The sequence below is a fragment of the Streptomyces sp. NPDC016469 genome, from assembly GCF_040632905.1.
GTDB lineage: Bacteria > Actinomycetota > Actinomycetes > Streptomycetales > Streptomycetaceae > Streptomyces.
This window is the reverse complement of the sequence record NZ_JBEYCQ010000010.1, coordinates 31,166-57,628: the sequence shown is the minus strand read 5'-3', so window position 1 is coordinate 57,628 and position 26,463 is coordinate 31,166. Positions and strand designations below refer to the sequence as shown.

Below are 26,463 nucleotides of genomic sequence, written 5' to 3'. Positions count from 1 at the left end.
CGTGCCGTCCACGGTGTCATCGTTGACTTATGTCATCGTTGACACTGCTTGCCGAGGATGATGGACTCCGTTTCCCGGGCACGTCAATGCCTTGCCGCTGTTACAAATCGGCAACGTCCCCGGCCCGTCGGTCACCCGCGGCCGCAACGTCCGTGTCGCGGCGTACCTGGTTCGCCCGTCCGTTCGTCAGAGAAGAGCAGTCCATGAGCCCGCGTCAGATCACCGTCCTGGGTGAATGCGTCGCAGACGCGTTCGCCCGGCCCGCAAGCGCTCCGAACGAGCTGGACCTGCATGTACTGCCTGGTGGTGGACCGGCGAACACGGCCGTGGCCCTGGCGCGGCTGGGTACTCCGTCCCGTTTCCTCGCGCGGCTGTCCGGGGATGTTTTCGGCCGGCTGTTCCGTGCTCACCTGGAGGCTTCAGGGGTGGATCTGTCGCAGGCCGTCGTGGCGTCGGAGCCGAGCACGTTGGCGGTGGCGGAGCTGGACGCCCAGGGGCAGGCCGCGTATGCGTTCCACGCGCAAGGCACGGCCGACTGGCAGTGGTCGAGCGCTGAACTGGCCGGTGTGGACCTGTCGTCCACCGTCTGCCTGCACGCGGGTTCGCTCGCTCTGATCCGGGAGCCCGGGGCGGCGGCGGTGGAGGAGTTCCTGGCGACTGCCTCGCCCCGAGCCACCATCAGTATTGATCCCAACGTCCGGCCGCTGCTGGTGCGTCCCGAGTCCTACCGCGCGAGACTGCGGCAGTGGTGCGACCTCGCGGACATATTGCGGCTGAGTGAGGAAGACCTCGAATTCCTTCTGCCAAGAACGCCCCTGGAGCAGGCGTGCGACGTCTGGCACGCTGCCGGCGCACGGCTCGTTGTGGTCACGCGTGGCGCAGATGGTGCCTTTGTCTCGCTGGACGGCGAGCGGATGCATGTGCCGGGCGTGGCGACGCGGGTCGTCGATACGGTCGGGGCTGGTGACTCCTTCACGGCGGGTCTGCTGCACCACCTGGGCGCACGTGGCCTCCTCGGGGGGCGGCTGACCGATCTCCGTCTGGACGCGGTGGCGGAAGCCTGTCGGTTCGCCGCCCATGTCGCGGCCTTGACCTGCTCGGTCGCCGGTCCGAACCCTCCGTGGCTGAGCCAACTGCCGCAGCGCGCCTCACAGATCATCGCGTGACAGGCGGTCCGTTCGAGCGACGGAAAGGCGTCCCAGCCGTTGACGCGTCGGCCGGAGTGTGTCCATCATCGGCCGCATCAGATGTCATCGCTGACATAAGTCAACGATGACACTCGTTGACGCGCTGTCACAGCGCCGGCAGTACTCCCCTTTCGTTCCCTCCCCGCGCCGGGAACCACCCGGCCGCGGGAACGGCCGCAGCCCAGGAGACACCATGACCTCAAGACGCGTACCCCGGCATGCCCGCACGCGGATGATCGCCGCGACGGCGACCGTCTGCGCCATGTCCGCCGCACTGCTGGCACCTCAGGCCGTCGCCGCCGGAACCCGGCCGTATACGGAGACCTACCGGCCCCAGTTCCACTACACGCCGCAGAAGAACTGGATGAACGACCCCAACGGACTGGTGTACTACAAGGGCGAGTACCACCTCTTCTACCAGTACAACCCCAGCGGCAACTCCTGGGGCGACATGTCCTGGGGACACGCGGTGAGCACCGACCTCATGCACTGGGAGGAGCTGCCGCTCGCCCTGTCCCACGACGACAAGGAGATGGTGTTCTCCGGCAGCGCGGTCATCGACTGGAGCAACACCACCGGCTTCGGAACGAAGAAGAACCCGCCCATGGTGGCGATCTACACCAGCTACGACAAGAGCACCGGCACCCAGGCCCAGTCGCTCGCCTACAGCAACGACCGCGGACGTACGTTCACCAAGTACGACGGCAATCCCGTCATCGACATCGGCTCCAAGGAATTCCGCGACCCCAAGGTCCAGTGGTACGCCCCGACCAAGACCTGGCTGATGACGGTGTCCCTCTCCACCGAGCACAAGGTGCAGTTCTACTCCTCGAAGAATCTCAAGAACTGGGACCTGCTCAGCGAGTTCGGGCCGGCCGGGGCGACGGGCGGCGTGTGGGAATGCCCCGACCTGTTCCCCCTCGCGGTCGACGGGAACAAAAAGAAGATCAAATGGGTCCTCGTCGTCAACATCAACCCCGGCGGCATCGCCGGCGGCTCGGGCGCCCAGTACTTCGTCGGTGATTTCGACGGCACGAAGTTCACCGCCGACGACAAGGGCTCCTACACCCCGCCCACCGGCACCGTCATGCAGGACTTCGAGAACCCCGACTTCGGTGCATGGACAGCCACCGGCAACGCATTCGGCCAGGGACCCACGGCCGGGGCGCTGACCGGGCAGGGACCCGTCAGCGGCTTCGAGGGCAAGAGCTTCGCCAACAGTTTCCACGCGGGCGACGCCGGCACCGGCACCCTGTCCTCCCCGCCCTTCACCGTCGACAGCCCGTACCTCAACTTCAAGGTCGCCGGTGGACGCCATCCCCACCAGGCGGGCACCGTGCAGGAACGGGGACCCGTGCCGGAGGGAACGATCCTCACCGACTTCGAAGGCGGCACCTACGGCAACTGGACGGTCACGGGCGACGCCTTCGGAACCGCCCCGGCCACCGGCAGCCACGCGGGCCAGCAGGAGGTCACCGGCTTCCTCGGCAGTGGTCTGGCCAACTCGTTCCTCAACGGCGACGGCTCGACCGGCAGCCTCACCTCGCCGGAATTCACCATCGACAAGGACTACGTCGACTTCCTCATCGGCGGCGGCAACCATCCTGCGAGCCAGGCCGCGCCCACCGCCGTCGAACTTCTCGTCGACGGCAAGACGGTGCGCAGCGCCACCGGGCACGACGGCGAGGCACTCAATTGGGACGCCTGGGATGTCCGCGAACTCATCGGCAAGCAGGCGCAGATCAAGATCGTCGACGAGAACACCAGCGGTTGGGGCCACATCAACGTCGACCACATCGTGCTCTCCGACACCCGGGCCCAGCCGATCTCCCGGGAGACGGCGGTCAACCTGGTCGTCGACGGCAAGGTCGTCGGCAGCGCCACCGGCTCCAACAGCGAGACGCTGGACTGGGCCTCCATCGACATGCGCCCGTACGCCGGTAAGAGGGCACGGATCCAGATCGTCGACATGAACACCAGCGGCTGGGGCCAGATCATGGCCGACCAGTTCACCGCCGCGCCAACACCCGCCAAGTCCGCCGTGCAGCGCGCCGACTGGGCCGACTACGGCAAGGACTACTATGCGGCCGTGTCCTGGGAGAACGCACCGGGCGACAAGCGGAACATGATCGGCTGGATGAACAACTGGGACTACAGCGGTTCCCTCCCCACCTCCCCCTGGCGCAGCGCCCAGAGCATCCCCCGCCAGATGGCCCTGCGCACCGTGGACGGCCGGATCAAGCTGACCAGCGAGCCGGTGAGGAGCTTGACCTCCCTGCGAGAGGGTCGCCCGGCGGTGTCGGCCGGCATCACGGTGACCAGCACGTCACAGCCCCTGGGTCGCGGCGCGGGTCAGGGCAAGGCCCTCGATGTCGAGGCGGCCTTCTCCCTCGAGGACGCCGAGCGGTTCGGCATCAAGGTGCGCACCGGCGTCGGCGGAGAGGAGACCGTCATCGGATACGACACCACGACGCAGGAGCTGTACGTCGACCGGACCCGGTCCGGTGCCGTGGACTTCAGCGACACCTTCGCCGGCGTCCAGCGGGCGCCCCTGCACGCCGTGAACGGAAAGGTGAAGCTGCGGGTCGTGGTCGACTGGTCATCCGTTGAGGTGTTCGGCGGTAGCGGTGACGCGGTGATCACGGACCAGATCTTCCCTGACCCCTCCAGTCAGGGATTGGAGGTCTTCGCCGAGAACGGCTCGGTCAAGCTGGACCGCGCCCGCGTCTGGCACCTCGCATCCTCCCGGAAGTGACGCGAGTGACCCCCGACCGCAAAGGCCCGAACGTGAAGAAGACCCTGCTCGCCGAGTTCACCGCCTGCGAAGGAGCGGAGGACGAGGTCGCACACCTCCTGCGGGAGTACGCCCAGACAGTGCGCAAGGAGGTCGGCAACCTGTCCTTTGATGTCTACACCAACGCGTCCAGCCCTCGTGCCTACCTCATCTTCGAGGCGTACCAGGACGAGGCCGCCTTCCAACGCCACCTCACGGCTCAGTACGCCGACCCCTTCAACTCCGCCCTCGCCCCGCTGATCGAGGAGCCCGCCTCCGGCCTGACCTTCCTCGTTCCCGGGTCCTGACGACATGATGTCTGTTGGCCTGCGACCGCGAACCCCGTCCTCGCAGCTCCACAGGTCGGGATCCGCCGAGCGCGGCCGGCGGCGTGCGTCGGATTCGCGCACGTGATGTCCGCAGCGCACGTAACGCACCACGGCCAGTCGTTCAGGCTTCCTCATGTGTGCCGCTGACCTGCGACGACTTCCACACGTTTCCCTTCCACGTGTTTCGCGACGACGCATCATGCGGAGTGCGTGGCGATTCTGGAGCCTGCTGAGTAGCGCCCCTGGACCGGGTGGGCCAGGGGCTGGGGCTGCTCACCGTTCTGTACGACGCGCCCCTGCGGCATGGGCCGCAGGGGCGCACGCATGTCGTGCCGCCTGACAGGCCGCACCCTCGCATGGAGCCGGCTCGCGTTCAAGCGATTCGGCGGCCGGTGCTGGGTTTGTCAACTTCTGGCAAGAGCGGCATCCCGCAGTCGTCCATCTTTGGTCCAGACCTATTGACGGGCCCGGTCCCCGCTTCTACGCTCCCGTCGATCGCCACACCGCGTTTCCCCAGTTCATCCCGGGCCGTGCGGCGACGACCCCTCACGCACGCCCACGCCAGTGGCGCGGGGCGAGAATGGAGCACAGTATGTTCCGTCGGAGGATTCGGGCTCTCCCTGAAGCGGGTGACGGGCATGCGACCGCCGTCCGGACCCGGCCCGGCTCGACCGCCCTGACCCGTACGCTCGCCGGGGTGAGTGCCGCCGCCGTCATCGGTGCCGGCGTCACCATGGCCGGCACCGGTCCGGCCGATGCCGCCACGACCAACCTGGTGACCAACTCGGGCTTCGAGAGCGGCCTTTCCGGCTGGACCTGCGCCAATGGTTCCGGTGCGGTCACCAGCAGTCCGGCGCACTCCGGCTCGTCCGCGCTGAAGGCCACGCCGTCCGGCCTGGGCAATGCCCAGTGCACCCAGACCGTCAGCGTGCAGCCCAACTCGACGTACACGTTGAGCGCCTTCGTCCAGGGCAGTTACGTCTACCTCGGCGCCAGCGGTACGGGAGCCACCAGCGAGCCGTCGACCTGGACGCCCAGCTCCACCTCGTACAGCGAGCTGAGCGTCGACTTCACCACCGGTGCGAACACCACATCGGTGACGGTCTACCTGCACGGCTGGTACGGGACGCCCGCGTACGTCGCCGACGACGTGTCGCTCACCGGTCCCGGTGGCACGACGCCACCGCCCACTGATCCGCCGACCACGCCTCCGCCCACCGACCCGCCGACGACACCGCCGCCCACCGACCCGCCGGGCGACGCCACCTGTGCCACGAAGCCCAAGCCGGCCGGCAAGGTGCTCCAGGGGTACTGGGAGAACTGGGACGGCGCCTCGAACGGGGTGCACCCCGGCATGGGCTGGGTCCCCATCACCGACAGCCGGATCGCCCAGCACGGCTACAACGTCATCAACGCCGCCTTCCCGGTGATCCGCTCGGACGGAACCGTCCTGTGGGAGGACGGCATGGACGCGGGTGTGAAGGTGTCGACGCCGGCGGAGATGTGTGAGGCCAAGGCGAACGGCGCCACGCTCCTGATGTCCATCGGCGGTGCGGCTGCGGGCATCGACCTGTCGTCGAGCAAGGTCGCCGACCGCTTCGTGGAGACGGTCGTCCCGATCCTCAAGAAGTACAACTTCGACGGGATCGACATCGACATCGAAACCGGTCTGTCCGGCAGCGGGAACATCAACACGCTGTCCGCCTCCCAGTCCAACCTGATCCGCATCATCGACGGTGTGCTGGCCAGGATGCCGGCGGGCTTCGGGCTCACGATGGCGCCCGAGACCGCGTACGTCACCGGCGGCAGCGTCACCTACGGGTCCATCTGGGGCGCCTACCTGCCGATCATCAAGAAGTACGCCGACAACGGCCGGCTGTGGTGGCTCAACATGCAGTACTACAACGGCAGCATGTACGGCTGCTCGGGCGACTCGTACCAGGCCGGCACGGTGGAGGGCTTCGCCGCTCAGACCACCTGCCTCAACAACGGCCTGACCATCCAGGGCACCACGATCAAGGTGCCCTACGACAAGCAGGTGCCCGGTCTGCCGGCCCAGCCCGGCGCGGGCGGCGGTTACATGGCGCCCAGCCAGGTCGGCCAGGCGTGGAACACGTTCAACGGCTCGCTCAAGGGCCTCATGACGTGGTCCCTGAACTGGGACGGCTCAAAGGGCTGGTCCTTCGGCAACAACGTCAAGTCCCTGCAGAACCGCTAGGTCCGAGGCGTCCGGCCCGCCGGGGCCGGGCGCGTCACCCTGTCCCACCGCGTCCGGAATCGTCGGGCCCGCTCAGCGACGGCGCCGGTCCGGCGGGACGCCCATCCGCGCGAACAACTCCTCCGCCACGGCCCGGTGGCCGGCGGCGTCCGTGTCGTCGTCCGTCGCGTCCGCCAGGCCGCTCAGGGCGTACGCCTCCTCGATCCGGTAGTTCATTGAGGCGGCCAACTCCAGGGCACTGGCGTGCAGTTCGCGGGAGGCGTGGTGGTCGCCCTGCCGTCTGCGCAGGCGCCCCACGATGTTCTCCACCTTGGCACGCCGCAGCGGTGACGCGTTCGCCGCCACCAGTTGGAGGGCCTGGTCCGCCAGGTCCGGGACGTGCGGCGGCCGCCCGATGTGCTGGTCCACGTCGGCCGACAGGGCCAGGGTCACTGCCGCGTTGCCGGGATCGGCGCCCTCGTTCAGGTGGGCGCGGGCCCGGTCCAGAGTGAGGGCCGCGTCCTCCCACCTGCCCAGGCCGGCGTAGGCGAAGGCGAGGTCGGTGAAGGCGGTGAACTGGTTCTCGAACTGGCCCAGTGCCGACTGGAGTTCGACCGCGCGCAATGCGGCCGCCGCGGCCTCCTCGTGCCGGCCCCACTGCTCGTAGAGCGTGCTGAGCAGGGTGAGGCCGTCCGCCTCGGCGCGCGGGATGCCCAGTTCCTGTTCGTGGGCGATCGCCCGCCGCAGGTGGGTCAGCGCCTCGGGGAAGTTGCCGAGCAGGCTGTTGAACTGGCCGAGGGTGCACTCGCTGTGCGCCTCGGTGTGCCGGTCGCCGATCCGGGCGGCGAGGTCGCGGCCCTCCCTCGCCGCCTCCAGTCCCTCCTCGAACCGGCCCAGCCGCCAGCAGGCGACCCCCAGGTTGGACAGGCTCATGCCCAGCAGCGCCGGGTCGCCCAGCCGCTTCGCCGCCGCCACCGACGCCCGCCCGGTGGCACCGAACTCCTCCAGGTAGCCCCGCGAGTTGAGCTGGAAGGCGAGGTTGCGGCTCAGGCCGACCACGTACCGGTCCAGGCCCCGCCGCTCGGCCAGGGTCACCGCGGCCAGCAGCGCGTCCTGCTCCTGGGTGAACCAGGTCTGCGCCCGCTCCGCGTCGCCGAGGCCGGGCAGGTCCGCCACGGACTCCTCGACGCCGGTGGGACGGTGACGGCGTCCGGGGTAGAGGACACCGCAGGCCACCTCGGTCGCGGTGAGGTAGTAGCGGAGCAGCCGTTCCACGGAGGCCCCCGCCTCCTCGCGGCGGGCTTCGTCGGCGTCGAACAGACTCTGCGCGAAGCTGCGCACCAGGTCGTGGAAGGAATACAGCCCGATGTCCGGCTGGCGCAGCAGGTGCACGTCGAGCAGCCGCTCCAGGACGTCCTCGGCGTCCCGGGTGCCGCAGTCGAGCAGCGCCGCCGCCGCGTACACGTTGATGTCGCCGCCCGGGTGCAGCGACAGGACGCGGAACGCGGCGCGGCTCTCCTCGTCCAGCACCTGGTACGACAGCCGCAGGGTGGCGGAGACGCTGCGGGTGCCGGCGCTGAACTCGTCCAGCCGGCGCGTCTCGTCCCGCAGCCGCTCCGTGAGGTAACGCAGCGTCCAGCGGGGCCGGTTGCGCAGCCGGGCGGTCGCGATGCGCAGCGCGAGCGGCAGATGGTCGCAGAGGCGGGTCAGCTCGGCGGCGGCTTCCGGCTCGGCGGCGACCCGCTCCGGGCCCAGGGTCTCGGTGACGAGCGCGGCGCTCTCGCGCGGCGACATCACGCCGAGCGAGATCCAGTCCACGCCGTCCAGGTCGATCAGCCGGCTGCGGCTGGTGAGCAGCACCAGGCAGCCGCTGCCGGCGGGCAGCAGCGGACGGACCCCGGCGGCGTCGGCCGCGTTGTCGAGCAGGATCAGCAGCCGCTTGCCGCTGAGCCTGGCCCGCCACAGCGCGGTGCGCCCGGCCGTGTCGTCGGGGATGCGGTCACCGGGGACGCCGAGCGCCCGGAGCAGGCCGTCCAGCGCGGCGCCGGTGGACACCGGCTGGTCACCGGGGGTGTAACCGCGCAGATCGATGTGGAGTTGGCCGTCCGGGTACGCGTCGACCAGCCGGTGGGCGGCCCGTACCGCCAGCGAGGTCTTGCCGCTGCCGCCCATGCCGTCGAGCGCCACGATCCGGGGGCCCCGCACGTCCCTGTGCGTCGCCCGGCGCAGCAGGTCGGCCAGTTCCGCCTCGCGGCCGGTGAAGTCCGCCAGGTCGTGGGGCAGGGTGCACGGCGGTGCGACCGGGAGCGGGGCGGGCGGCGTCGGTGCGGCGGGCCCGGGGCCGCCCGGCACCGGGTTCTCGCGCAGGATGTCCTCGTAGAGCCTGGTGAGCTGCGGACCGGGGTCGACGCCGAGCTCCCCGGCCAGCAGCTCCCGCACCTTCCCGTACTCCACCAGCGCCTCGGCCTGCCGTCCGGACCGGTACAGCGCCAGCATCAACTGGCTTCGCAAGGTCTCCCGCAACGGGTGCTGGGACGTCAACGCCCGCAGGTCCGGAATGAGTTCCGCGGACTCGCCCAGGGAGAGGCGCAGTGCGAGGTACTCCTCCCAGACGCCGAGCCGGTGTTCCTCGATGGCCGTCGCGGCGGCTTCGACGACCGGGCCACCCGTACCCGAGAGAACGGACCCGCGCCACAGCGCCAGTGCGGAGCGCAGGATCTCGGCAGCTTCCGGAAGCCGATGTCCGGCCACGGCGCTTTTCGCCTTCCGGACCAGCACTCCGAATGCGGCCAGGTCGCTCTGGTCGTCCTCCAGCACCAGGCGATAGCCGGGACCGTCGGTGAGCAGGACGTCCGCGCCGCCGGGTATGCGTTTCCGCAGGTCCGCCACGGCCTTGCGGACCTGGTGGGACGCCGTGGCCGGCGGGTCCCCGTCCCAGGCCGCCGCTACCAGCCGGGTGACCGGAAGGACCTTTCCGAGGTCGAGCAGCAGAGTGGCCAGAACCCGTTCCTGGATGACCCCGCCGAGTCTCAGCCGTACGCCGTTCGACCATCCCTCCATGGGGCCGAGGACGTTGAACCGAAGCCGTTCTCCTGGCGCCGCCGTCACCGCCGACCTCCCCCTGGGTTGCGCTGCCGCCGAGCGATCCGCTTCGCGCGGAGGCGATCTTAACGTCCCGCCAAAGGGCGCGGTACCGCGCCGGGAACGGTTCGGGAACGGCCTCGTCCACTCTCCTTCCGTGGCAGACACCCCTTGAGGAGGCACCGATGAGTTCCGATCCCGCACCCGGCCCCGACACGCTGCCGCAGAAGGCGCGGCGGCGGGCGGCACTCAGCCCGGCCGGGCTCGCCGGGCACCGCGACTTCCGCCTGCTGTGGTTCGGCGAGACCACCAACCGCGTCGGCATCAACATCACCACCGTCGCGATGCCGCTGGTGGCCGTGGTCACCCTGGACGCCGGCACGCTCGCGGTCAGCGTGCTGGCCGCCGTGCCCTGGCTGCCCTGGCTGCCCTGGCTGCTGATCGGCCTGCCGGCCGGGGCCTGGGTGGACCGGATGCGGCGCCGCCCGTTGATGCTGGTCTGCAACGCCTCCTCGGTCGTGCTGCTCGCCAGCGTCCCGGTCGCCGCCTGGCTCGGGGTCCTCACCATGACCCAGCTCCTCGTGGTGGGCCTCCTCAACGGCCTGGCCGCGGTGTTCTTCGGCATCTCCTACAAGGTCTACCTGCCGTCGATCGTGGACCGTGGCAGCCTCCAGCAGGCCAACGCCCGGCTCCAGGGCAGCGAGTCGGTGGCGCAGGTGGCGGGCCTCGGCGGCGGCGGCCTCCTCGCCCAGGGCTTCGGCGCCGTCTCCGGACTGCTCGTCAACGCCTGCACCTTCGTCGTCTCGGCGCTGTGCCTGCTCGGCATCCGCAGCCGGGAGCGGACGCCCGAGCCCCCGGCCGAACGCGCTCTGCTGCGCCGGGAGGTCGGCGAGGGCCTGCGCCACACCGTGCGCGACCCGTACCTGCGGGTACTGACCGCCTACGGCACCGTCACCAACCTCCTGCTGACGGCGTATCAGGCGATCATGCCGGTGTTCCTGATCCGGGAACTGGACGTCCCGGAGGGCGCCATCGGCTGGCTCATGGCCTCCAGCAGCGTCGGCGGCATCCTCGGCGCGCTCGGCGTCAAGCAGGTGACCGCCCGCTGGGGCACCGCCCGCGGCCTGCTGGTCGCCACCGCCTCCACGGCACCCTTCGGCCTCCTGATCCCGATGGGCGGCAAGGGCTGGAGCCTCGCCGCGCTCGTGACGGGCAACGCCCTGCTCGCACTCGGCGTGGTGCTCGCCAACGTGATCCAGGGCGCCTTCCGCCAGCAGTACTGCCCGGCACGGCTCCTCGGCCGCGTCACGGCCTGCATCTCGGTGGCGAGCTTCGGCGCCATCCCGTTCGGCTCCCTGCTCGGCGGAGTGCTCGGCACGGCACTCGGACTGCGGCCGACGCTGTGGCTGCTGACCGCCGGACTCGCCGTCACCCCCCTGCTGCTTCTCGCCGGACCGCTGCGCGCACGACGCGACCTGCCCGCCACGCCGGGGGACGCGTGACCCCGCACGGGTTCCGGGGCGCCCGTCTCAACCCCGCAGCCGTACCGGCAGCCTCCGCACGCTGTTGCCCACGAACGAGCGGTGGCGCGGCAGTTCCGGGTCCGGGGCGGCGAGGTCCAGGGCCGGGAAGCGGGTGAAGAGCTGTTCCAGGGCCGTGGTGGCTTCCAGGCGGGCCAGGGGCGCGCCCAGGCAGTAGTGGGCGCCGTGCCCCAGGGAGAGGTGGCGGGGGCCGGTGCGGGTGATGTCGAAGGTTGCCGCGTCCGGGCCGTGGGCCCGGGTGTCACGACCGGCCGCCGAATAGCCCGCGAGGACCGGCGTGCCCCGGGGGATCAGGGTGCCGTCGAGGGTCAGGTCCCGGGTCGGGTAGCGGAACGGGAAGTAGCTGACCGGGCTGTCCCAGCGCAGGGTCTCCTCCACGACGTCGGCCCAGCTCGCCGAGCCGGAGAGCACCAGGTCGAGCTGGTCCCGGTGGGCGCACAGGGCGCGTACGGCGTTGGTGATCAGGTTCAGCGTGGTCTCGTGCCCCGCGACGATGGTCAGCATGAGTGTGCCGATCAGCTCCTGAGGGCTGAATCGGTCGCCGTCCTCCTCACGGGCCGCGATCATCGCGCTGGTGAGGTCGTTCCCCGGATCGGCGGCTTTCGCGGCTACGACCGCACTCAGGGTCTCCGCCGTCTCCCGGTTGGCCGCCATCACCTCGGCCGGGCCGATGTCCGTGGCTACGAGCTGGTTGGAGAGGTGGTGGAGCCGGTCGTGGTGGGCCTCGTCCACGCCCAGCAGTTCGCAGATGACGCCCATGGGCAGCGGCAGCGCGAAGTGGGCACGCAGATCGGCCGCCCCGTCCTCGGCGGCGGCCTCCTCCAGGCCGTCGAGCAGACGGGCCGTCAGCTCCGCCACGTAAGGGCGCAGTTCCTCGACCCGGCGGGCCGTGAACGCCTTGCCCATCAGCGACCGCAGCCGCCGGTGGTCGTCGCCGTCCGCGGTCGTCATCCCCTGCACCGTGGCGAAGGTCTTCAGCGGCCAGCCGTCGGCTATCTCCCCGGCCTGGAGCGCCGCGAAGTGCCGTGCGTTCTTGGCGACATCGGGGTGCGCCAGGAATTCCTTCAGCACGTCGTGGCCCAGCACCGCCATCCCGCGTACCTCGCCGGGAAGGACCACCGGGGCGACCGCCCCTTGCGCCAGCAGCCGTGCGTTGGGTGCGTGCGGGCAACCCCCGGCCGGGTCGAGCCGGTACGGACGGTCGGCCCCGGGGTTGACCGGTGACGTGTTCAACGCAGCTCCAGGTCTTCGGAGGGGAGGGGACGGCCTGAGATGCGGCCGTGCGCGGGGGCCGAGGGAGTCAACGGCTGCCTCGTAGGCGTATGTCCTGCGTCCAGGCGTGGGAACGGCCGGTAGCGGTCGTCTTGCACGCGGTGGCGTAACAGCGCCAGAACCAGTTGCCGTTCCTCCGGCGCCGGATCTCGATCTCCGTGCCCCCGCACCGGCCGCACTTCGGTGGGCGGGAGAAGGTTTTCGCGTGTTCGTGTGCGAGCAGCTTGCGGGCGAAGTGCGCGCCGCGCATCGTGACCATCACCTCCCTTGTCCAGCTCTGGGACAGGGCGTTGAGACTGCCGAGAAGCACGGTCGACTCGTCGAAGACCGCGATCTTCTGGTGCATGACGTTCATCGGGACCACCGTGTGGGCCACGGCGCGGAGATCGGCGATCAGAGCCTGGTTCGCGGGCTTGTGCTGCAAGTGGTCGGTGTCGTCGCGGATGAAGACCGTGATCCGTACGCCTCGGCCGGACGCGGCCGCGAGGGCGGGCAGCAGGGAACGGAGGCGCCTGGCGACCCACGGTGCCCACAGCCACAGGGAGTGCTGTGCGCGGTTGATCTCCTCTGCGAAGGTGTCGTAGAACGTCGTCTCGTCATGGACGTCGGTCACCTCCACATGCCGGCCCAGGACCTCCGCCAGGGCCGTGCCGAACGTGCCGCGGGGGACCGGAGCCGTCGGCGGGGCGACGAGGTGGTTGGCCTTCAGGACCCGGACGCCGGGGCAGCCGATCAGCGCGGCGAGCCGGGCCAGGGCCGTTCCGGGCTTGGCGTTCCTGACGCGGGCGCCGCCGGCGACGACGTAAAGCCGGGTCTTCGTCCTGGTCACCGCCACGTTGAACAGGCGGAGGCCGTTGCGGTGCCAGGCGTCGGCCCCGGGCTGCCGGTGAGCGAGGGCCATCCACAGTTCACGGCTGTCGCCGCTGCCCTCCACCGTGTCGAAGACGACGACGTCGAACTCCCGGCCCTGGAACCGGTGGGCCGTGCCGACCTCCGCGAGCGGGCGCCCCGCGTCCTCCACGTCGCGCAGTGCCTCCAGAGTGGCCTCGGCCTGGACGCCGTACGGTGTGACGATGCCGGCGTCCTCGCCCTGCTCGCGGTGGAGCTCCACCAGAGCCCGGGCGATGAGCGACCCGGCGGGCCACCAGCCTTTGCGGCTCCCGGTCGGGTGGGCGCGCGCCAGCTCGTCCAGGCCGTCGGTGTCGATGAGGACGATCTCGGGGTCGTTGTCCGGCCGCTGCCGCCGCACCTGGGGGCCGCCCGAGAGGACACCGCCGTACGCGAGGTCGTTGGCCAGGCGCATGACGGCGGGGCCGAACCGGTGCTGCTCGGTGAGCGTGACGCACGACGGGTGCGCCTCGGCGTCCGCCGGTTCATGGATGCCGCAGTGCTGGAAGACGTCCGGCTGCAGCCACCGCTTGATGTCCGGGCGGTCGTTGTTGCCGAGGGCCGGCGGGATCACCGGTCCGAGCTGCATGAAGTCCCCGAGCAGAACGGCCGCCCGGTCCGCCTTGCCGGTGGCGAGCAGGACTTCGGGAAGGGTCGCGGCACCCGCCTCGTCCACGAGCACCACGTCGTACGGCCCCTCCAGGACCGTCCGGTTGGTGCGGAACCGGGCCAGGGTCGTGGCGACCAGCCTGGCCGACTTGATGATCTCGCCCTGGGCGTTGCGGGCGAGCCGGTCGTACTCCTCCTGCGCCAGCTTGTACCGCTTCTCCAGCTCCGGACGCCGGGTGAGGCCGGCGGTCGCCTCGGGACGCAGCCGTTCGGCCCGGTCGTGGAGGGCCGGCCAGCCCCGCGCGGCGGCCTCCTCGGCCAGGGCGTGGGCCTTCCGGGCGCGGGCCGCGGTCTCGGAGGCCCGGACGGCATCCTTCTCAAGGGCGCGTGCCTGCCGCTCCGCCTCCTCGGTCTCGGCCAGGAGCGACGCCGCGTCGGCGTCGATGCGGGCGATCTGCCCCCGGGTGAGCGGGATTGTTCCGGTCGTCGCTTCCATCCGGGCGTTGAGCCGGGCGATGTGGGCGGCGGCGGTGGCGCGGGCCTCCTCCGCTGCCGTGCGGGCTTCGGAGGCCGCCTGCCGGGCGTCCGCCAGCCGGTCCTGAAGGTCCATGATCGTGTCACGGTGCTTCCACCTGCCGACGATGCCCTGGCCCGCGAGATCCTTCAGGCGCAGCTCCAGGGCGCGGCGGCGGTCGTCGGCCAGCAGGGCGTCGGTCTCCTTGTTCTGCGCGGCCTCGCGTACCCGGTCGATCTCCTCGGCGAGACCGTCGGCTTCGCGCCAGCGGGCCTTCGCCGCTTCGGCGGCCTTACGGCGTGCTCGGGCCGTCCCGACGGCGTCGGCGAGACGTTCCAGGCGTTGGGCCGCCCCGACGAGCCGCTCCTCCGCCGCCGTCGCCCGGGCCCGCGTGGCGGCCACGTCCTGCCCGGGCGTCCGCACGAACTTCAGCGCCGCGAAGTACGCCGGGGCGTCGAATCCTTCGAGGCTGCTTTCCAGCGCCGCCAGTTGCCGGGCCCGCTCGCCGATGCCGGCGAGTGCCGTCTCCAGCTCCGTGCGCCGCTCCGCTGCCTCGGCCAGCCGGGCCCTGACCATGAGGGGCAGGGAGACCGAGGGGTCGTCGGCCACCTCGCGCAGGTGCGGCGGCCCCACCCGGACGATGTCACCGGACCGGTGGCGCTTCTCGCGTACGACGCCCAGCAGGGCGTTGTCCACGGCGATGTTCGTCGCCGACACCAGCAGCACGCGCCGGCCCTGGGCGATCAGGTCGCCGATGGCCCGTTTGAGCACGGTGGTCTTTCCGGTGCCGGGTGGCCCCCACACCAGGTGTACGCCCTCGCCGAGGCAGGCCCGGTAGGCGTCCGCCTGGGCGGGATGGAAGCCCGGCGGCGCGACGGCGTGGGCCGAGGAGCCGCCGATCGTCGCGGTAGCCAGGGCAGTGGCGAGGGGATGCTCGCCCAGCCCCGTGATGCCGTCGCGCAGGGCCTCGATCAGGAAGGTGGGGGGCTGCTTGAGCATCCAGAGATGAGGGTCGGTGACCTCGGCGAACTCCGGAACCCGCAGGGTGAGCAGGGAACCGTTCTGGACGGCTTCGGAGGCGGCGAAGCCCTTGGTCTCGATGCCGTCGTCGTCCGGTCCGGCCAGCCTCAGGGCGTCCAGCTGGTCCGGTCCGATGTCGGAGCCGCGCAGGTCGACCACGTAACAGCCCGGTTCACCGGTCCGGGCCGCCCGGCCCACGAGCTGCCAGCGCGGCTGCCTGCCCGCGCCCCCCTCGACGGCGATCCACTCGCCGAGCGCCGAGGCGATCTCCTCGCGCCATCCCATCCGTCGCCCCCCGATGAGCCCCGCCCGGTTGCCTCCCGGTTGCTCCGCCGCACCCTACCCACCTGGTGGTTGTCACATACAGTGAATGGGCATGACTGGCGGATTCCGGGGGGTCGTCCGGGCGCCCAGCCCTCATCGGCCGGTTCGGTACCGCCTTGCCGCAGCCGATGTCCTGGGCGGGGCGGGGGCGGGGGCGTCGAGGAGGTCCGGCACGCGGGGTCCCCTCGCGTGCTGTCGGCGGTAGCGGCACCCGCGTGGCAGATACCCGCGCGGTATCTCTCCGTGTGGCGATGACACTCCGGCTCCCGGACGAGTTCGACGCGAAGCTCATCGAGCGTGCCCGCCGGGAGGGACGCAGCAAGCAGGAGCTGGCGATCGAGGCCATTCGCGAGGGCCAGGAAGGGCCGAGCTCAAGGTCGGGGACGTCCTGGCCGAGCTCCTGGTCAGCGACGCGGAGATCCTGGACTACCTGATGCGACCCAGATGCGTGACGTCCGGATCGACGAGATCCTGACCAACGCCCGCGCTGTCAACGGTACGGAGCACTGCGTGCGCGACATGGGACTCCTCGTGTCAGCGATCGAACGGTCCCGGACGCATGTGTTCGGGGCCGAGCCGTATCCCACGCTGTACGAGAAGGCGGCGGCGCTGCTGCATTCCTTCGCCCGGAACCATGCGCTGACCGACGGCAACAAGCGCACCGCCTGGCTGGCCATGCGTGTGTTCCTGCGGTTCAACGGCCTTGGTGCCGCTGCGGTCCCGCCGGCCGGTCGCCGTCGCCGGTCCGTTCGTCGAGGACGTCGCGCAGGACCATCTCGACGTGCCGGTGATCGCCAAGCGCCTGGCGAAGTGGTTTCCCGTGTCCTGACCTGCGACGGTCAGCGCCGCAACGCCTCCGCGATGATCTGCGCCAGATGCCGGCTCTCCAGGCCCGCCAGGTCCCGGACCTGGGTGCGGCAGGAGTAGCCGTCCGCGAGGATACGGCGGTCCGGGTGGGCGGCCGCCCTGGTGAGGATGCCGTCCTGGGCGATCTTCGCGGAGACCTCGTAGTGGCCCCTCTCCATGCCGAAGTTTCCGGCCAGGCCGCAGCATCCGGCCGAGACCTCGACGTCGCAGCCCATCGACCGCAGCAGCGAGCGGTCCGCTTCGTAGCCCATCACCGCGTAGTGGTGGCAGTGGGGCTGGACCAGGAGGCGTTCCGCCGCCTGCGGGGGCGTCCAGTCGATCGAGGTGAGGAACTCGGCGACCGTCCTGACCGCGCCCGCGAGTTCCGCCGCCCGGGGGTCGTCCGGCAGGAGCTCCACCAGGTCGGAGCGGAGCGTCGCCGTGCAGCTCGGCTCGATGCCGATCACCGTCCGGCCGGCCCGGACGTGGGGGAGCAGCAGGTCCACCGTGGTGCGGAGCTTCGCCCTGGCGGCGGTCAGCTGGCCCGTGGAGATCAGGGTCAGGCCGCAGCAGGCGCCCGGGGCGGCGATCTCCACGTCGCAGCCGGCCGCGGTCAGGACCTCCAGGGCGTCCCGGGGGATGTCCGGTGCGAGGGCGTCCGAGAAGGAGTCGACCCAGAGCAGCACCTCGGGGCCGTCGGACCTCGAAGCGGTCTTTCCCGCCCCGCTCCACCGGAACGGCCTCGCCGGCAACGGCGGCAGTGAGCGGCGGGGGTCCGCGCCCATCAGGGCCATCATCGTCCGCCGGAGCACCGGCACCCGGCCGGCCAGGTTGACCACGGGGGCCAGGGGCGCGAGCAGGCGCAGCCACTGCGGGAGCCTCCCCAGGGTGTAGTGGCTCAGTGGGCGGCGGCGGCCCTTGTACGTCTGGTGCAGGGCCTCCGACTTGAACGTGGCCATGTCGATCCCGGTGGGGCAGTCGTTGGCGCACGCCTTGCAGCTCAGGCAGAGGTCCAGGGCCTCGTGGACCTCCGGGGAGCTCCAGCCCTCCGTGACGAGGCCGCCGTTCAGCATCTCCTGGAGCGCCCTCGCCCGGCCCCGCGTGGAGTCCTTCTCGTCGCGGGTGGCCGTGTACGAGGGGCACATGAAGCCGCCCCGGCCGCGCAGGTCCGCCCGGCACGTGCCCACCCCGACGCACCGGTGCACGGCATCCGTGACGTCCCCGCCGTCGTGCGCGAAGGCGAAACCGTCGGTCGCCCGCAGCCGCCGCGCCCCCGGCCGCCGGAGGTCCGCGTCGAGCGGCGCCGGGCGGACGACGACACCGGGGTTCATGACGTCCTCCGGGTCCAGGAGCGCCTTGAACGCCTCCATCGCGCGCAGCGCCTCGGGGCCGTACATGGCCGGCAGCAGCTCGGAGCGGGCGCGGCCGTCTCCGTGCTCGCCCGAGAGCGATCCGCCGTGCTCGGCGGCCAGGGCGGCGGCGCGTGCGAGGAAGTCGCGCATGGGCGCGCCCCCGGCGTCGAGCGGGAAGTCGATACGGGCATGGACGCACCCGTCGCCGAAGTGGCCGTAGGCCAGGCCGGAGAGCCCCTGCTCGGCCAGCAGTGCCCGGAGCCCGCGCAGATAGTCCCCGAGCCGTTCCGGCGGCACGGCGGAGTCCTCCCAGCCGGGCCACGCCTGCTTGCCGTCGGCGGTGCGTCCGGCCAGGCCGGCCCCGTCGGCGCGGATCTGCCAGAGCCGGGTCGCCTCGGGGCCGGCGGGCAGGACGACGCTGTCGGCGGCGTGCGAGGCCGCGACGAGCGCCCGCGCCGCCTCGACCGCCTCCGCCGAGGTCGCTCCGCCGACCTCGGCGATCAGCCAGCCGCCGCCCCCGGGCAGCGTGGGGACGGCGCCGTCGCCGTGCGCCCGGCGGACCACGTCCACGAGCTGCGCGTCCAGGCCCTCCAGCGCGAGCGGGCGGAGCGGCAGCAGGTGCGGCACGTCGTCCGCGGCCGTCGCCATGTCCGCGTAACCGAGGACGGCGAGCGCCGGAGCGGGTGCCTGCGGGACCAGCCCGACCGTGGCTTCGAGGAGCATGCCGCAGCTGCCCTCCGTGCCGGTCAGCGCGGCAGCGAGGTTGCGCCCGTTCTCCGGCAGCAGGTGCTCCAGCGAGTAACCGGAGATCTGCCGTCCGAAGCGTCCGAACTCGGTGCGCAGCACCGCCAGGTTCTCCGCGACGAACGCGTCCAGCCCCGGCACCGCCGCGAGCGCCTCCGGCCCCGAGCCGGCCGTGATCACCTCGCCGCTGCCCGTCAGCCAGGTCATCGACACCACGTTGTCGGCCGTACGCCCGTACGAGAGGCCGTGCGGCCCGCACGCGTTGTTGCCGATCATCCCGCCGATCGTGCAGCGCGTGGCCGTCGAGGGATCGGGACCGAACCGCAGCCCGTGCGGCAGGGCCTCCCTCTGCAGCGTGCTCAGGACCGCGCCCGGCTCGACCACGGCCGTCGCGGAGACCGGATCGACGGACAGCACGCGGTTCATCGCGCGCGAGAAATCGATCACCAGCCCCGGCCCCACCGCGTTCCCGGCGCACGAGGTCCCGCCGCCCCTGACGGTGACCGGAACCCGGTGTTCCCGCGCGATCCCGACCGCGGTGATCACGTCGTCCTTCGTCCGCGGCATGAGCACGGCCCCCGGGACGATCCGGTAGTTCGACGCGTCGGTCGAGTAGACCGCCCGGGTCGTGGCCGAAGCGTCGACGAGATCGCCCAGCTTCCCGCGCAGGACGTCGAGAAACGCCTCGGTGAGGGGGATCGGGGCGTCTGCCGTGGTCGGGTCCATCGGGGCTGCTCCTGGGGGGCGTCGATCAGGGGGTCCGGTACGACTTTCGTACGCCCGGCGGGGCGTACCCCCGCGCGCTGTTCCCGTGTGGGAGCACCGCCCGGGCGAGCCCTAAGCGGCCTTCGGCGACCACACGACCCGGAAGCCGATGTTGCCCGCCGAACTGTCCACCGTGTTCGAGGTGCGGGCCGCGACGCGGTAGCGGTTGCAGTACGAGTCGTGGCAGAGGTACGAGCCGCCGCGCATGGTGCGGCGGTCCGGGGTGCCGGGCTGCCAGGGGTCGGCGGACCATTCCCAGACGTTGCCGGCCGTGTTGTGGAGCCCGAATCCGTTGGGCGCGTAGGCGTGGACGGGGGCCGTACCGGCGTACCCGTCCTCCTCGGTGTTGCGGGTGGGGAACGAGCCCTGCCAGATGTTGCAGCGGTGTGCGCCGTCCGGGGTGAGCTCGTCGCCCCACGGGTAACGGGCCTGGTCGAGGCCGCCCCGGGCGGCGTACTCCCACTCGGCCTCGGTCGGGAGCCGGGCGCCGGCCCACTGGCAGTAGGCGAGCGCGTCGCGCCAGGTGACGTGGACGACGGGATGGTCGCCCCGGTCGCGTATGTGACTGCCCGGCCCCTCGGGGACGTCCCAGCGGGCACCGTTCACCCCGCACCACCAGGGGGTCTGCTGCGGGCGGGGCGAGACCTTGCGGAGGTGGCCGGGAAGGAACTTCGCGAAGACGTAGCTCCAGCCGAACTCCTCCGCCTCGGTGCGGTAGCCGGTGGCCTCCACGAACGCGGCGAACCGGTCGTTGGTGACGGTGTACGCGTCGATCGCGAACGCGCCGACGCTCACCTCGCGCACCGGACCCTCCGCGTCGCCCGCGTTGACGTCGGGGTCCTCGCTGCCCATGCGGAACGTGCCGCCGGGCAGCTCGACGCGGTCCGCGTACGCCGCCTCCGGGGCACGGCGGGCCACCGGGCCGACGCTCAGGACCGGCTCGGCGCCGGCGGACTCTCCCCGGGACGGGGTGCAGCAGCTCTTGGGGGCCTCGGGGCGGTTGCTCATCGTTGCCTTCTTCGTCGGGGAGCGGCGACGAGGGACGGCCCGGGCGGCCGGTGCGCCCCTCGTCAGATCGTAATCACGACGATGAACGGCAGGGGGTCGCCCCCGGTCGCGGCGGAGGTGGCCTTCGGCGGGCAGCGCACCGGGCCTCCGCCGGTTCGTCCCCCCGGCGGGGCCCAGGCCGTCAGGCAAGCCCGTCCAGGAACGCCGAGAGAGCCCCGTACAGCGCGTCCGGCCGCTCCAGATGCAGGTCGTGGCCCGTGCCGGGGACGCTCACCGCGTGGGTTTCGGGGCGTCGGCGCAGCATCTCGTCCACCTCGTCGGCCGGGACGAAGCTCTTCCGGCCGAGGACGAGCAGGGCGGGACAGGCGACTCGCTCCCACTCCTCGTGGAAGGAGCGCCGGGCGTTCTCCGCGAGCGAACCGGTCATGACGTCCCGGTCGAACCGCGGCCACCAGCCGTCTTCGCGCTCATCGAGTCCCGCCGCCCACCCCGCACCGCCCGGCCCCCCGCCGAAGAACGCGGCCGCCGCCTCACGGGAGGCGAACGGCACCGGCCACGAGCCGAGCCAGCCGCCGATCTCCTCGGCGACGCCCGGGTTCGGGCCGCCGGACCCCGCCTCCGCCAGCACGAGCGCGCCCGGCAGGTCCGGGTGGGCGGCGGCCGTCAGCATCGCCGTGTGGCCGCCCAGCGACTGCCCCACCAGGACGGGCCGCTCAAGCCCCAGACGTCGTACGACGGCGACGACATCCTCCACGTACGCGGCACGGGAGACGTCGTCCGGCCGGCGCTCGCTCGCGCCGTGCCCGCGCTGGTCCACCGCGACGACCCGGTGCCGGGGCGCCAGCCGGTCCGCGAGCGCGTCCCACTCGCCCGCGTGGCCGGCGAGGCCGTGCAGCAGGACGACGGGCCGGCCGGGCCCGCCCCGGTCCCGGCAGACGAGCCGGACCCCTTCGCGTACGACGGTGTGCTCGGTCCATGACATGGTGCCCCCAGGCGTTCGGCTGCTTCCGGTGGTCGTGCGCAAAGCGGCGCTTTCAGAGCCGGCGGAGGAGCGCGTCCAGGGTTTCCGTCTCCTGCGCCGTCAGCTTGCCGGTGAAGTGGCGTCGTACGGCGGCCTCCAGGCCGGGGTGTACGGCGGCGACGGTCCGGTGCCCCGTTTCGGTGAGCGTGACGGTGACGCCGCCGGACCGTTCGCGGGCGATGAGGTCGCGCTTGCTCATGCGGGTGAGCTGGTGCGAGACGCGCGTACGGTCCCAGCCGAGCGACGCGGCCAGCTCGCTCTGGCGCAGCGAACCGCCCGCCTTGCTCAGGCTGACCAGGATCGTCAGGTCCGGCTCGGACAGGCCCGCCGCGTCGGCGGTGTCGGCGATCACGCGCGCCCTGACCGCCTCGTGGGCCCGCTTGAAGGCGGACCAGAGGTCCACGGGGCCGGGAGTCGCGCCGCCCGATGTTGACATATCAACGCATCCGTTCCTAGTGTTGAGATGTCAACGCTAGCAGCGGTGGTACGCGGCCCGCACGCGGCCGCCCCTCCTCCCGGGCAAGGATCTCCATGCGCACTCGCACCCTCGGAAACGGCGGCCCGCACGTCGCCCCGGTCGCCCTGGGCTGTGCCGGCATGTCCGACCACACCGGAGCCGCCGACGAGGCCGGCTCCGTCGCCACGATCCACGCGGCGCTCGACGCCGGGGTCACGCTCATGGACACCGCCGACTTCTACGGCATGGGCCACAACGAGGACCTCATCGGCCGGGCGCTGCGCGGCGGCAGGCGCGACGAGGCGGTGCTCAGCGTCAAGTTCGGCGGGCTGCGCGACCCGGACGGGGCCTTCGTCGGCATCGAGGGCCGGCCCGCCCATGTGAAGAACGCCCTCGCCTACTCACTGCGCCGCCTCGGCACCGACCACATCGACATCTACCGCCCCTCCCGCCTCGACCCCGACACCCGGGTCGAGGAGACCGTCGGCGCCGTCGCGGAGATGATCGAGGCCGGCCACGTACGCCACGTCGGGCTCTCCGAGGTGGGGGCGGAGACCATCCGCCGCGCCCACGCCGTGCACCCGGTCCACGACGTGCAGATCGAGTACTCGCTCTTCAGCCGGGGCCCCGAGACCAACGGCATCCTGGACACCTGCCGCGAGCTGGGGATCGGCGTCACCGCCTACGGCGTCCTCGCCCACGGCCTGCTCACCGGCGCCTACCGGCAGCCCGCCGGTGGCGACCACCGCGCCGGGTGGCTGCCCCGCCTCCATCCCGGCAACCTCGCCACGAACCTCGCCCTGGTCGACCGGCTGCGCCCGCTCGCCGACGCGCACGGCATCACGGTCGCGCAGCTCGCCACCGCATGGGTCATCGCCCGCGGCGGCGGCACCGGCGACGTCGTCGCCGTCCTGGGCGCCCGCCGGCCGCACCGCATCACGGAGGCACTGAAGGCGGCCGAGGTGACCCTGACCGCATCCGACCTGGCCGCGATCGACGCGGCCGTCCCACCCGGCGCGGTGGCCGGCACGCGGTACGCGGCGCCCCTGATGGCGCTGCTGGACAGCGAGTCCTGAACCCGGGAGGGCGGGCCCACGGTCCGCCGGGGCCCCGCAGCGAGGCGTACTTCGGGGTGCGTACGGCAGCGGCCCGCGATCTTCCGTACGCGGTCACCCGCCTCGTGGACGGTGATGCCGCCCGGGTGCGGCGGAGCGTGGGTCCGCAGGGTGCGGGCGGCACGACCGAAGAGTGCCTTGAGCCGTACGCGTAACGAGGGCGCGGCCCGTTCTCGCCCGGGTCCCCGGCGGCTGCCCGGATAATCCGCGGGATGAGCGACCGCATACGACTGCCGGGCGGGCTGAGCCTGCGCCCCTGGGAGATGTCCGACGCCCCCGCCGTACGGGAGGCGTTCGCCGAGCCGGGGATGGAGCGGCAGGCCGACACGCCCCTCGCCACGGTGTCCGACGCCGAGCAGTGGGTGCGGCGGCGGCAGGGCCAGCGGGGCCGGAGGGCCGCCTTCGCCTTCGCCGTCGCGGACCCGTCCGGCACCGCGCTCGGCGGTGTGGCCGTGAGCGGCCTGGACGCCCGGCACGCCGCCGGGTGGGTCTCCTACTGGACCGGCTCCACGGCCCGCGGCAGGGGAGTGGCGACCCTCGGCTGCCGCGCCCTCGCCGACCGGTGCTTCACCGAACTGGATCTCTTCCGGCTGGAGTTGGGACACCGTACCAACAACCCCGCCTCCTGCCGGGTGGCACTGGCCGCCGGATTCGCCGCCGAGGGGCTGCAGCGGCGGAAGCTGGAGTACGACGGTGTCCGCTACGACGTCGAGACGCACGCCAGGCTCGTGACGGACCCTGCTCCGTAACGGGTCCGCGGCCCGGGCACTACTCTCGCCGCCATGGTCGAACACGAAGCCCTCTCCGTCACCCGTGCCGCCTACGACGACGCCGCGGAGCTGTACGCGCGGCTCTTCAGCGACTCGTTGCGCGACAGCCCGCTGGACCGCGCGATGCTGGACGTCTTCGCCGAGGCCGTCGGTGCGGGCGGACGGGTGGCGGACCTGGGCTGCGGGCCCGGGCATGTCACCGCCCACCTCGCCGGGCTGGGGCTCGACGCATTCGGCGTCGACGCCTCGCCCGCCATGATCGAGCTGGCCCGGGCGGCCTGCCCGGGGCTGCGGTTCGACGTCGGGTCGATGGCCGCGCTCGACATCGCCGACGGTGCCCTGCGCGGCGTCCTCTCGCGGTGGTCCGTCATCCACACCCCGCCGGCGGAACTCCCGCCCGTACTCGCCGAGTTCGGCCGGGTGCTCGCGCCCGGCGGCCACCTCCTCATCGGCTTCTCCGCCACCGACGGGCCCGACCGCCCCACGCAGTCCTTCGACCACGCCGTCGCTACGGCCTACCGGTGGTCGCCCGACCATCTCGCCGGCCTGCTGCGCGCCCACGGGCTGACCGAGACGGCCCGGATGGTCCGCGAGCCCCGGCCGGACGACCGGCGCCAGTTCCAGGAAGTGCACCTGCTCGCCCGCAAGGCGTAACGCTGGGGCGGTTGCCGCACCAGGGATGCCGGTCATGGCCGCTGCGGCGCGCCCCCTAGTTGACTGACTGGCCACTCTCCTACATGCTGTACTCATGCCCAGGCCGAGGAGCTACGACAAACGCGCGGCCATCATCGCGGCCGCCACGCGGATCATCGCTGCTCAGGGGCTGGGCGCGACGACGGCGGCGATCGCGAAGGAGGCCGGCGTCTCCAACGGGTCGCTGTTCACCTACTTCGACACCAAAGCGGATCTGCTCAACCAGCTCTACCTGGAGCTGAAGGGGGAGATGGGGGCGGCCGCTCTCGGCGGCCTGCCCGCGGCCGACGCGCGCGCCCAGATGCTGCACATGTGGTCGCGATGGATGGACTGGGCGACAGCCAACCCTCAGAAGCGCCGCACACTGGCGCAGCTCCAGGTCTCCGACGAGATCACGGCGTCCACCCACGAGTCCGCGAGCCGGACCGTGTCGGGCATGGGAGAGGTCATGGAGCGCAGCCGGGCGAACGGCCCCATGCGCGACGCCCCGGCGGCTCTGGTCTTCATGCTGTGCAATGCCCTGGCCGAGGCCACGATCGACTACATCATCGGTGACCCGGATCGCGCCGACGAGCACAAGCGGTCCGGCTTCGACGCGCTCTGGCGCATGATCGGCTGACTGCCCCGCCCCTGATCCACCCCCTCGTTTTACGCATACCCATGAATGACTGACTAGTCAGATGGCTAAGGAGCGTCATGCCCGACAAGGACAAGGCTTACGTCATCACCGGCCCGACCTCCGGCTTCGGCCGCCGCACCGCCCTCGAACTGGCCCGGCACGGCACCGTCGTGCTGGTCGGGCGCGACGCCGCCAAGCTCGACGACGTACGCGCACGCATTGAAGGCAGGGGTGGAGAAGCCCTTGCCGTCGTCTGCGACCTCTCGGACCTGAGGAGTGTGCGACGCGCCGCCGCCCGGATCATCGAGCTCGGCCTCCCGATCACCGGCGTGCTCAACAACGCCGGCATCTTCCCCCGCCGGCCCGGTACGAACGGCCTGGGCTGGGACACCGCCTACGCGACCAACCACATCGGGCCCTTCGTGTTCACGGAGACGCTCATGCCCCACCTCGAAGACGGCACGCAGGTGGTGTTCATCGTCTCCGCTGTGGAGGATCCGGAGCGCAAGCCCGCCACGATGTCCGGTTTTCGCGGCGCCCGGTACGTCTCCGCCGAAGCGAGCGCCCGAGGCGAGTGGAGGCCCGGTGGCTCGAAACTGCCCGGCGGAGACGCCTACGCCACATCCAAGCAGTGCAACCTGGCGACGGTGCTCGCCTTCGCCCGCGAAACACCCCGACTGCGGTTCAACGCCATCGAACCCGGCTTCGCCCCCGGCACGAATCTCGGCCGCGACGCCGGCCTGTTCCTGCGTCTGCTGTCGAAGTACGTGCTCTCGCCTCCGGCCCCGCTCATCAAGTACTGGACCAACCCCGGCGCCGCCGCTCGTGTGATCACCCGGGTCCTCACCGACGAGTCGGACGCCACCGGCGTCTACTACGACGAGAAGGGGCGTCCGATGCGGGGTTCCACACAGGTGCACGACCCCGAGTTCAGCGCGCGGGTGGTCGCCGAGACCCGGGCACTCCTGGGGACGGCCCCCGCCTGAGGAAACGTCCTCACGCCAGGGAGAGAAACAGCTTCTCCAAGCGGGCCCGCATCCGGTCCCGGTCCACGGCGGGCTGGTCGCCGTCGGTCATGCACTGCTGGAGGCCCGTCGCGATGATGGCGAAACCGGCCCGGTCCAGGGCGCGGGAGACGGCGGCCAGCTGCGTGATCACGTCCTCGCAGTCCCGGCCCTCCTCGATCATCCTGACGATCCCGGCGATCTGGCCCTGGGCCCGCTTCAGCCGGTTGAGCACCGACTTCAGCTCGTCGGCCGCCATGTCCAGCTCCACGGTTCCTCCCAGTGCACGGGCCTACCCCCACGGGTCTCATACCCCTAGGGGTATATCCTACCC

At 71.8% G+C, this 26,463-nt stretch carries 18 protein-coding genes and 2 pseudogenes; 12 read left to right on the top strand and 8 right to left on the bottom strand.

Translation table 11 applies throughout. The features are described 5' to 3' along the window. The first annotated feature begins 203 nt into the window (after positions 1-203). From ABZ565_RS13665 to ABZ565_RS13650, 4 genes are all read left to right on the top strand, one after another. Positions 204-1,166 (top strand): carbohydrate kinase, encoded by a 963-nt coding sequence (locus ABZ565_RS13665; RefSeq protein WP_361024903.1) that lies wholly within the window; start codon positions 204-206, stop codon positions 1,164-1,166. Positions 1,167-1,380: 214 nt separating this feature from the next. Further along, the gene (locus tag ABZ565_RS13660) at positions 1,381-3,942 is read left to right on the top strand and encodes a GH32 C-terminal domain-containing protein (RefSeq protein WP_361024900.1); all 2,562 of its coding nucleotides are present in this window, start codon (positions 1,381-1,383) and stop codon (positions 3,940-3,942) included. A gap of 32 nt (positions 3,943-3,974) precedes the next feature. Next, positions 3,975-4,268, top strand: coding sequence for a putative quinol monooxygenase (locus ABZ565_RS13655; RefSeq protein ID WP_361025277.1), 294 nt, complete (start codon positions 3,975-3,977; stop codon positions 4,266-4,268). Positions 4,269-4,881: 613 nt separating this feature from the next. Then, positions 4,882-6,507 carry a glycosyl hydrolase family 18 protein gene (locus ABZ565_RS13650; protein WP_361024897.1) on the top strand — a complete coding sequence of 542 codons (1,626 nt, stop codon included), beginning with the start codon at positions 4,882-4,884 and terminating at the stop codon, positions 6,505-6,507. A 72-nt stretch (positions 6,508-6,579) separates the two neighbouring features. Here the strand turns inward: ABZ565_RS13650 and ABZ565_RS13645 are convergent, their stop codons facing one another. Further along, the gene (locus ABZ565_RS13645; protein WP_361024894.1) at positions 6,580-9,594 is read right to left on the bottom strand and encodes a BTAD domain-containing putative transcriptional regulator; all 3,015 of its coding nucleotides are present in this window, start codon (positions 9,592-9,594) and stop codon (positions 6,580-6,582) included. A 158-nt stretch (positions 9,595-9,752) separates the two neighbouring features. On the opposite strand from ABZ565_RS13645, the gene ABZ565_RS13640 reads away from it, so the two are divergent. Beyond that, the gene (locus ABZ565_RS13640) at positions 9,753-11,069 is read left to right on the top strand and encodes an MFS transporter (protein WP_361024891.1); all 1,317 of its coding nucleotides are present in this window, start codon (positions 9,753-9,755) and stop codon (positions 11,067-11,069) included. Positions 11,070-11,096: 27 nt separating this feature from the next. Here the strand turns inward: ABZ565_RS13640 and ABZ565_RS13635 are convergent, their stop codons facing one another. Then, positions 11,097-12,341, bottom strand: a complete 1,245-nt coding sequence (locus ABZ565_RS13635) for a cytochrome P450 (RefSeq protein ID WP_361024888.1) — start codon at positions 12,339-12,341, stop codon at positions 11,097-11,099. Positions 12,342-12,408: 67 nt separating this feature from the next. Then, entirely contained in the window at positions 12,409-15,696 is a 3,288-nt protein-coding gene (locus ABZ565_RS13630) for an AAA domain-containing protein (protein WP_361024885.1), read from the bottom strand. Between the two features lie 284 nt (positions 15,697-15,980). Here ABZ565_RS13630 and ABZ565_RS13625 point away from each other — a divergent pair. Further along, positions 15,981-16,210: pseudogene (locus tag ABZ565_RS13625) on the top strand (hypothetical protein). Then, a pseudogene (locus ABZ565_RS13620) lies at positions 16,180-16,564 on the top strand (type II toxin-antitoxin system death-on-curing family toxin). The pseudogenes ABZ565_RS13625 and ABZ565_RS13620 overlap by 31 nt, the downstream one beginning before the upstream one ends. 10 nt (positions 16,565-16,574) lie before the next feature. Here ABZ565_RS13620 and ABZ565_RS13615 read toward each other — a convergent pair. From ABZ565_RS13615 to ABZ565_RS13600, 4 genes are all read right to left on the bottom strand, one after another. Continuing rightward, on the bottom strand, positions 16,575-19,403 hold the full coding sequence (locus tag ABZ565_RS13615; RefSeq protein ID WP_361024882.1) for an FAD-binding and (Fe-S)-binding domain-containing protein: 2,829 nt from the start codon (positions 19,401-19,403) through the stop codon (positions 16,575-16,577). A 111-nt stretch (positions 19,404-19,514) separates the two neighbouring features. Next, a complete protein-coding gene (locus ABZ565_RS13610) occupies positions 19,515-20,450 on the bottom strand; it encodes a formylglycine-generating enzyme family protein (RefSeq protein ID WP_361024879.1) in 936 nt (311 codons plus the stop codon). 181 nt (positions 20,451-20,631) lie between these two features. After that, a complete protein-coding gene (locus ABZ565_RS13605) occupies positions 20,632-21,432 on the bottom strand; it encodes an alpha/beta hydrolase (RefSeq protein WP_361024876.1) in 801 nt (266 codons plus the stop codon). A gap of 52 nt (positions 21,433-21,484) precedes the next feature. Further along, the gene (locus ABZ565_RS13600; RefSeq protein ID WP_361024873.1) at positions 21,485-21,907 is read right to left on the bottom strand and encodes a MarR family winged helix-turn-helix transcriptional regulator; all 423 of its coding nucleotides are present in this window, start codon (positions 21,905-21,907) and stop codon (positions 21,485-21,487) included. 95 nt (positions 21,908-22,002) lie between these two features. Here ABZ565_RS13600 and ABZ565_RS13595 point away from each other — a divergent pair, with 95 nt between their 5' ends. The 5 genes from ABZ565_RS13595 (at position 22,003) to ABZ565_RS13575 (ending at position 26,111) form a co-directional block, all read left to right on the top strand. Further along, positions 22,003-23,004, top strand: a complete 1,002-nt coding sequence (locus ABZ565_RS13595) for an aldo/keto reductase (protein WP_361024870.1) — start codon at positions 22,003-22,005, stop codon at positions 23,002-23,004. Between the two features lie 251 nt (positions 23,005-23,255). Next, positions 23,256-23,792: a GNAT family N-acetyltransferase gene (locus ABZ565_RS13590; RefSeq protein ID WP_361024867.1), complete on the top strand. Its 537-nt coding sequence runs from the start codon at positions 23,256-23,258 to the stop codon at positions 23,790-23,792. 33 nt (positions 23,793-23,825) lie between these two features. After that, positions 23,826-24,467, top strand: a complete 642-nt coding sequence (locus tag ABZ565_RS13585) for a class I SAM-dependent methyltransferase (protein ID WP_361024864.1) — start codon at positions 23,826-23,828, stop codon at positions 24,465-24,467. Positions 24,468-24,561: 94 nt separating this feature from the next. Further along, entirely contained in the window at positions 24,562-25,125 is a 564-nt protein-coding gene (locus ABZ565_RS13580; protein ID WP_361024861.1) for a TetR/AcrR family transcriptional regulator, read from the top strand. Positions 25,126-25,202: 77 nt separating this feature from the next. Continuing rightward, complete coding sequence (locus ABZ565_RS13575; RefSeq protein ID WP_361024858.1) at positions 25,203-26,111, top strand: SDR family NAD(P)-dependent oxidoreductase; 909 nt, start codon at positions 25,203-25,205, stop codon at positions 26,109-26,111. Positions 26,112-26,121: 10 nt separating this feature from the next. Here the strand turns inward: ABZ565_RS13575 and ABZ565_RS13570 are convergent, their stop codons facing one another. Further along, the gene (locus tag ABZ565_RS13570; RefSeq protein ID WP_361024855.1) at positions 26,122-26,400 is read right to left on the bottom strand and encodes a metal-sensitive transcriptional regulator; all 279 of its coding nucleotides are present in this window, start codon (positions 26,398-26,400) and stop codon (positions 26,122-26,124) included. Positions 26,401-26,463 lie beyond the last annotated feature (63 nt).